An 8,064-nucleotide genomic window follows, 5' to 3' on the forward strand; every position below is an offset into this window, starting at 1 on the left:
ACCCACTCGGCCAACTCTGGATCGACGCGTTCGGCACGGGCGAGCACGGTTCGTCGCGCCACCTCACCGTTGCTCTCGATGTTGTCGCACGAGACGATTGTCGGCGCCGGGACTCCCTGCTTACGACGTCGCGCGAGTGCCTCGGCGATCAACACGAACGCCGGTCCGTCGGGGTCGCGGTAGCCACCCTCGGTGATAGTCAGCGAAATGATCTTGGTAGTCGGCGCGGTGAGCACGGCCAGCACCGACTCTGGATCGTCGGGGGCATATCGGTAATCGATGATCGAACCGATGACCTGAGCCCCGCGGGTGCCGTCGGGATGCTCCAGAAGCAGTGTGTAGAGGCCATCCTGGTCGGAGAGGACATCGCGCATCGTGCAATCGGCGGGCATCACCCCTACTCCACAGATGCCCCAGTCCGTGGCCAGGCCTTGCCTGAGCAACAACTCGACGTACGCAGCCTGATGGGCGCGATGAAAGTGGCCGACACCGATGTGGGCGATTCCCACGCTGAGGCCTTCGCGGTCATAGTGCGGCGCATCGATCGTGAGGTCTGCCAGCGCTGAATTATTGAGGTGCACTGCGTTGGACACGACTGCACGACTCCTTCCAGGTGGTGGCTTCAGGTACGCGCGGAACCTCAGAGAAAGCTTGGCAAAGGTTTCAGGCAACGGCAACGGGTTTGATGCCGGGCAGGCGAGGTCGTTGAAATCGACGGCTCGGTGCGCTTGGCCGTCACCGAATCACCTGTCGCATCAGACCATGTTGATCGCGAGCTACCCCTGCTTAAACATGTTTTGTCACGATGTCCTTCATCACGAATACCGCGGCACTTCGCCGTTATCCGTGGTGGGCCGCGTCACTAGCGGCGTAGGTTGACAGACATGCCGACGCGGGTCACGTTGACGAATGCCGACAAGGTGTTGTACCCCGCCACGGGAACCACCAAAGCCGACGTGTTCGATTATTACGTCCGCGTCTCCGAAATGATGTTGCCGCACATTGCCGGTCGACCCGCCACCCGCAAACGCTGGCCCAATGGTGTTGAACAGTCTTCGTTTTTCGAAAAGCAGTTGGCCGCTTCGGCGCCAGAGTGGCTGCCGCGCGGCAGCATTACCCATCGATCCGGTACAACGACGTATCCGATCATCGAGAGTGTTGACGGCTTGGCCTGGATTGCGCAGCAGGCCGCGCTGGAACTCCATGTGCCGCAATGGCGTTTTGAAGCCGAGTGGACACGCAAAGGCGAGAAGCTCAAGCCCGGCCCGGCCACTCGCCTGGTGTTCGATCTCGATCCGGGTGAAGGTGTGACGATGTCGCAGCTGGCCGAGGTGGCCCGCGCCGTGCGAGACCTTGTCGCCGATATCGGACTGACCGCGTTTCCGCTGACCAGCGGAAGTAAGGGGCTGCACCTTTATAGTCCGCTGGACCATCCGGTGAGCAGCCGTGGTGCCGTTGTCTTGGCGAAAGAAATTGCACAGCAACTGGAAACGGCGATGCCCAAGCTGGTCACGGCGACCATGGCAAAGAGCGTGCGGGTGGGCAAGATCTTCGTCGACTGGAGCCAGAACAATGGCTCGAAAACCACCATCGCGCCCTATTCGCTGCGCGGCCGCGAATATCCGACCGTCGCCGCCCCGCGCAGCTGGGACGAACTCGACGACGCCGGGCTTCGTCAGCTGCGCTACGACGAGGTGCTCGAGCGGGTCGAACGCGACGGCGACCTGCTGGCTCCCCTCGACGCTGACGTCCAACGCCCTGACCGGCTGACGAAGTACCGCAGCATGCGCGATGCCACCAAGACCCCGGAGCCGGTCCCGACAGCGAAACGAGCAGCCGGGCAAGGCAACAGCTTCGTCATCCAGGAGCATCATGCCCGTCGGCTGCACTACGACTTCCGGCTGGAGCGCGACGGCGTGCTGGTGTCGTGGGCGGTGCCGAAGAACCTGCCGGAGACCACCGCGGTCAATCATCTGGCCGTGCACACCGAAGACCATCCGCTGGAGTACGGCAGTTTCGAGGGAACGATTCCGAAGGGGGAGTACGGCGGCGGTAAGGTCGTCATCTGGGATTCCGGCACGTACGACACCGAGACGTTCAATGACAACGAGGTCATCGTCACCCTGCACGGGCAGCGAATCTCTGGCCGCTACGCCCTGATTCAGACCAATGGCGATCAATGGCTGGCGCACCGGACGAAAGATCAGCACGTCTTCGACTTCGACGGACTGGCGCCGATGCTGGCGACCCATGGTTCGGTGGCGACGCTGAAGGCGTCGCAATGGGCCTTCGAGGCGAAATGGGACGGCTACCGGCTTCTGGTCGACGCCGATCACGGTAAGGTCCGGCTGCGGTCACGCAGCGGTCGCGACGTGACCGCCGATTTCCCCCAACTGCATTCTCTGGCAGAGGAGCTCACTGACTATCGAGTGGTACTCGACGGCGAGGTCGTCGCGCTCGACGCATCGGGTGTGCCCAGCTTTTCCGAACTGCAGAATCGGTCGCGCACTAGCCGGATCGAATTCCGGGCTTTCGATTTGCTGTACCTGGACGGGCGGTCCCTGCTGCGGGCAAAGTACCGCGACCGGCGAAAGCTGTTGGAAACACTGGGTTCAACCGGCGGGCTCACGGTGCCCGACCTACTTCCCGGTGACGGCGCCGAGGCCTTGGAGTGCTCACGCAAAAAGAAGTGGGAGGGTGTGATCGCCAAGAAGTGGGAATCCACCTATCAGCCGGGCCGTCGCTCCGCGTCTTGGGTGAAGGACAAACACTGGAAAACCCAAGAAGTCGTCATCGGCGGTTGGCGTGCCGGCCAGGGTGGGCGCAGCAGCGGCATCGGTTCGCTGCTGATGGGCATACCGGGCGGCAACGGCCTGCATTTCGCCGGCCGCGTCGGCACTGGTTTCACCGAGCGCGACCTGGCCGGCCTGAAAGCGACTCTGGAGCCGTTGCGTACCGACCAATCACCGTTCGCTACAAGGCTTTCCACGCAGGACGCCAAGGGTGTGACCTTTGTGACGCCGACGCTGGTCGGTGAGGTTCGCTACAGCGAATGGACGTCGGACGGCCGGATGCGTCAACCCAGCTGGAGGGGGTTGCGGCCGGACAAAGAACCCGGTGAGGTGGTGCGGGAGTAGGAGCCGATCGCTTCCAGCAAACCTCGGGTCGCCAGCTCGTCGGCCAACTCGTTGTCGGAGATCCCGGAGTGCCCCTTCACCCAGAACCACTCGACTCGGTGGCGCGCGCAGGCCAGCTGAAGCCGCTGCCAGAGGTCGACGTTTTTCACCGGCTGCTTGGCCGCGGTCTGCCAGCCGTTGCGTTCCCAGCCGAGCACCCACTTGGTGATGCCGTTGCGGACGTAGGTGCTATCGGTGTAGAGGTGCACGGCGACCGGTCGGGTGAGTGCCTCCAGCGCCATGATCGGCGCGGTCAGCTCCATCCGGTTGTTGCTGGTCTCCCCGTGGTCGCCGCCACACATCTCGCGGACGTGCTGACGCTGGCGCAGCACCGCGCCCCAGCCGCCGGGGCCGGGGTTGGGGCGGCATCCACCGTCGGTGTGAATGATCACCACGTCGTCGGCGCGCTCGCTCATTCGCCGAGAATAGGTGCCGAGATCATCGCCGTCCGGACCGACATGCCGAGCGCGCGATGACGCAGTGTGGTGATCCGGCGTCCGGGCTGCACCGCGTCCTTGACGGGTGTCGTGAGATCGGCGAAGAAGGAGGCGGTGGCGTCGATGTCTGCCACGGTGTAGGTGATTCCCCACAGCGTGGACGGCCCGTCGCCGGCATTCTCCGGCGTGCCCACCACCTCGATGATCACCTCACCGAACCGGAAGAAAACCTGGCGAATGGGTCGTCCGCCGAGTTCGCCGACCCGCTCCCGGCGTGGCTCGACACCGATGTCGGCCAGTGCCGCGACCGTTCGGCGCAGGTCAGGGGAGAGCAGCACGATGTGGTCGATCGCAGTGGCGCCGTTGGGATGGCCGGCCGGCTCCGGCGCGGCCGCGGCTGATCTGGATGTCGGGATGCCGTCGAGGTCACCGGCCGGCAGGCCACGCAGCGACCACCCGACGATTCCGGTGCCGCGACCGGGCCGGTCCAGCCGGATCCGAACTGCACCGATGCGGCAGGCGGCATCGGAATCGACGGTGAACCCGGCTCGTCGCCACGCGTCCGGTGGGTCGGCAACCTCGATTTCGGCGACGGTGATGGGCATAGTCGACTACGGTACTGAATCACGATGCGGTGGCTTACCTTTCGAGACGACAGCGGTCCGCGGACCGGCCTCCTGGCCGGTGACGTCATTCATGCGCTTCCGCCGGGGGTGAGTCTGCTCGATCTCGTCGGCCGCGGCGCCCTGGCGGAAGCCAGGGACGAGGCGATGCGGTCGGCTACGACGATTCCGCTGGAGCAGGTGACGTTGATGGCGCCGATTCCGCGGCCGCCGTCGATCAGAGACAGCCTGTGCTTTCTCGACCACATGCGCAATTGCCAGGCGGCAATGGGTGGCGGCCGGGTGCTCAAGGATGCCTGGTACCAGATTCCCGCTTTCTATTTTGCTTGTCCGACAACCGTTCTCGGCCCTTACGAGGACGCGCCGATGGCACCTGGAAGTGTCTGGCAGGACTTCGAGTTGGAGATCGCCGCGGTGATCGGCACCGCGGGCCGAGACCTGTCCGTCGCCGACGCCGAGCAGGCGATCGTCGGATACATGATCTTCAACGACTGGTCGGCGCGCGACCTGCAACTACTCGAGGGGCAGCTCGCGATCGGTCAGGCCAAGGGTAAGGACAGCGGCGTCACGCTGGGCCCCTACCTGGTTACGCCCGATGAACTCGAGCCGTACCGCCGCGGCGGCAAGCTGAGCCTGAATGTCACTGCGCTGGTCAACGACGAGGTGGTGGGATCCGGGTCGACCGCGCAGATGGATTGGAGTTTCGCCGAGGTCATCTCCTACGCATCGCGTGGTGTGCCGCTCACCGCGGGTGACGTGTTCGGTTCTGGCACGGTGCCGGCGTGCACGCTGGTCGAGCACCTCGATCCCATGGCGCCGGAGAGCTTTCGTGGCTGGCTGCACGACGGTGACGTCGTCACTCTGCGAGTGGAGGGCCTGGGTGAGACGCGCCAGACCGTTCGGAAAACTTCTGCGCCACATCCACTGCGACCGCGGCCCAAACCGGATGCCGGGCACGCAGAGCGTAGCGATGAGGAGGAGTAGCGCCGATGGCAGTCGAGTTGAAGACGCTGGAAGACAACATCGCCGGCGTGACGCTGAACCGGCCGGACCGGCTCAACGCCATCGACGGTTCGTTGATCAATGAGTTTGATCGCGCGCTGGATGCGCTGAGCAGCGGCGAGTTCCGCGCCGCGATCCTGACCGGCGCCGGCCGTGGCTTCTGCGCGGGCGCCGACCTCAGCGGTACCGGCGAGGCTTGGACCAGCAACGCGCCGAACACCCCGGCGTTCAAGGTGAACTACGACGCTCAGGTGCGGCTGGCCGACCTCTACACCCGGCTCTACGAGTTGCCGATCCCGGTGATCGCCGCGGTCAACGGCGTCGCGGTCGGCGGCGGGTTGGCGTTCGCGTTGCACTGCGACATCCGCGTCGCATCCGAAAACGCCCGGTTCGGCTCGGTGTTCATCAAGGCCGGGTTCTCGTCGATGGACATGGGCACCAGCTATCTGTTGCCGAAGATCGTCGGCGCAGGAGTGGCGCGGGAGCTGATGTTGACTGGACGCATCATCGACGCCGACGAGGCCTACCGGATCAAGCTGGTGCACGAGGTCGTGCCACCGGATCGGTTGGCGGCGGCGGCTTTGGCGAAGGCCCGGGAGATCTTGGCGAACAACGCCTTCGGGGTGTGGCAGACCAAGATCGGGCTCAACACTGCGCTGGACGCGCCCAGCCTGCGGCACGCGATCGAGATCGAGAACCGCACACAGATCCTGACCGGCTTCACCAACAACCCGGCCGAGGCGGCCAAGGCGCACATGGAAAAGCGCGCACCGGTGTGGGATTCGCTGTAGTAGCCAACGGCTTTGGCGATTAGCAGAACACCTCGAACGGCAGGGTCGTCCCCGTGAATGCCCGCGTCCGGTTCTCGGTGTCGCGGGCGTTGCCGTCGTAGCGCAACCGGTAGCGGCCCGGCGCGGTGTCAGCCGGAATCGTCCACGTCACCGTGACAACCGAGGACCGGCGTCCGGTTCGGCGCCAACGGAATATTGTCGACCAGTCGCCGTCGTCGGCGACCCGCACCCACTCGTTGTCGATCTCGTGCTCCACCCGCAGATAGGAATCGCCGTGGCGCAGGTCGTTGTTGGGGGACGCACCAACGAATTCCGCGGTGACCGCCTCGCCCGCCTGATAGCTCCGTTCCGGAGCGATGAGGACGTCGCCGAACTGCCGCCCGGGCGCCGGTTCGTCCGCCCGGGGATGTCGGCGGGATCGCCGTCGTCGGGAATCCCTGTGCGGCAGCGTTTGACGCGGCGTCGGCCGACCGTCGCGCAGGTCGGCGGCGAGCCCGGCCACCACCTGCTGAAGCGCCGGCAGCTCCCATCGGCCGAACATCGTGCTGCCGCCCTCGTAACGCTGTTCGTCGTATTCCTCGGGCGTGGTGACGTAGTGCAGGTAACCGTTGCAATAGCCGGCGACCAGCACATCAGCAAGGTCGGCGCCGACGATCTCGGCCACGGTGCGGCGCAGCCGGAGACCGGCCACGATGGTGACTTCAGCCGGGATGCCGATCAGATACAGGTGGCCGATCCGCAGCAGCTGAACCAGGCCGCCCTCGGCCATCAGCGGTAGCGCCGCGTTCAAGCGACTACCCGGTCCCACAACACCTTTCGGGGCATGACTGTCTTCCAGCCGCGGCGACAACCGGTAGATCATGGACCGTGCAATGCCGTCGATGATCCGGTTGCGTCCCTGTTTGAGCAACGGGTACAGCGGTCCCGGGCCTTCCTCGGTGCCGGCCAGCGCCGCGGCGCCGGCGAGGGCCGGGCCGGTGCGGTGTTCCCGCCCGTCGCCGGTGAACTCGGAGCGCACCGAAAAATTGGACAGATCAACGTAACTGGCGCGGGCGTCGAGGCCGCTGGTGATGACGACGGCGGGGGCGGTGCTGAGCCCTCTGGCGGCGGCGGCCTGGCGTGCGCCGATGATTTCGGTGTTCTCGAACTCATCCTCGGTGGGCCCGCTGCCGGGCCGGCGATTGAGATTCGGGGACATGTCGCCACTGTTGGTCTGGGCGAACGCCGCCACGAGGTCCGGTGGTCCCTCGGCGAGGTAGTCGACGTGGCGGTCTACCCGCTCCCACAGGTAAGCGGCGTAGCCCTTGTTGTCGCCGGTGATCAAGGTGTTGCGATTGGTCATGCTGGTGCCGTGCGTGGCGAACCAGCACACGGCGCCGACCAACCGGCCGCCGCGCTCGATACGCAGCACAGTGGTCTGTGGGTCGATGGCCTCTGGGAAATGTGCGCGATCAGCCGCGGGGTTACGCGCGAATGCCGAGGGGGACCGGTTGACGCTCGCGTCGCGCAGCTGTCCGGTGGCGGTGCTCAACCTCGCCGGGGCGAGGTCGTCGTGTGCGTGCGCGACGGCCGCAACGATGCCGTCGACGATCGCGGCGAAGGTCTGTGGCCGGAAGCCATGCGTGTTGGAGTTGTAAAGCCACTGGTCCCCGTATCCGCCGGGCCCACAATGCGTGTGGGTCGCGGTGAGCATCACGTTGTCGAGGCGGTACAGATCGCCGTAGGTCGCCTGCAGGCGCCGCAGTACCTCGCGGTGCACGCTGTCCAGCATCAGTGGCAGCTCGCACACCACGAGCGCCAACCGGGTATTGCCGGCGAGCTCCGCGATGACGAATGCCCTTGCGCGCAAACGGTTGTGCAGTCCGCTGGTGACTTGCGACCGCACCCCGTAGCCCAGCATTCCGCATTCCGCGGGCTCGCCGGTGATGTCAGCGATCCCGCGCCCGACCTGATACTCCATTGCTCAGGCTCCCAGCACGCTAGTCAGGTAATCATTGGCGAAACAGCGCTGCGGATCGAGCTTGTCGCGGACCGC

The 8,064-nt window shown here is 65.5% G+C and carries 6 protein-coding genes and 1 pseudogene; 3 read left to right on the top strand and 4 right to left on the bottom strand.

The features are described 5' to 3' along the window. Positions 1-581: mannitol dehydrogenase family protein (locus AC2VOG_RS00870; protein WP_486938033.1), on the bottom strand; the 581-nt coding region annotated here is incomplete at its 3' end. A 303-nt stretch (positions 582-884) separates the two neighbouring features. On the opposite strand from AC2VOG_RS00870, the gene AC2VOG_RS00875 reads away from it, so the two are divergent. Continuing rightward, a complete protein-coding gene (locus AC2VOG_RS00875; RefSeq protein ID WP_486938028.1) occupies positions 885-3,137 on the top strand; it encodes an ATP-dependent DNA ligase in 2,253 nt (750 codons plus the stop codon). Here AC2VOG_RS00875 and rnhA read toward each other — a convergent pair. Together rnhA and AC2VOG_RS00885 are read right to left on the bottom strand one after the other, a co-directional pair. Next, entirely contained in the window at positions 3,077-3,592 is a 516-nt protein-coding gene (gene rnhA / locus AC2VOG_RS00880) for a ribonuclease HI (RefSeq protein WP_486938029.1), read from the bottom strand. The genes AC2VOG_RS00875 and rnhA overlap by 61 nt on opposite strands. After that, positions 3,589-4,218, bottom strand: coding sequence for a glyoxalase (locus AC2VOG_RS00885; protein WP_486938030.1), 630 nt, complete (start codon positions 4,216-4,218; stop codon positions 3,589-3,591). Before AC2VOG_RS00885 ends, rnhA begins: the two co-directional genes overlap by 4 nt. A 24-nt stretch (positions 4,219-4,242) precedes the next feature. Between AC2VOG_RS00885 and AC2VOG_RS00890 the strand changes: the two are divergent. Both AC2VOG_RS00890 and AC2VOG_RS00895 read left to right on the top strand, forming a co-directional pair. Further along, a pseudogene (locus AC2VOG_RS00890) lies at positions 4,243-5,187 on the top strand (fumarylacetoacetate hydrolase family protein); the annotation flags it as partial. A gap of 38 nt (positions 5,188-5,225) precedes the next feature. Next, on the top strand, positions 5,226-6,029 hold the full coding sequence (locus tag AC2VOG_RS00895) for an enoyl-CoA hydratase/isomerase family protein (RefSeq protein ID WP_486938031.1): 804 nt from the start codon (positions 5,226-5,228) through the stop codon (positions 6,027-6,029). Positions 6,030-6,048: 19 nt separating this feature from the next. On the opposite strand, the gene AC2VOG_RS00900 is transcribed toward AC2VOG_RS00895, so the two are convergent. After that, the gene (locus tag AC2VOG_RS00900) at positions 6,049-7,989 is read right to left on the bottom strand and encodes a neutral/alkaline non-lysosomal ceramidase N-terminal domain-containing protein (RefSeq protein ID WP_486938032.1); all 1,941 of its coding nucleotides are present in this window, start codon (positions 7,987-7,989) and stop codon (positions 6,049-6,051) included. Between the last annotated feature and the right edge of the window lie 75 nt (positions 7,990-8,064).

The sequence above is a fragment of the Mycobacterium sp. TH-M11 genome (assembly GCF_057473725.1).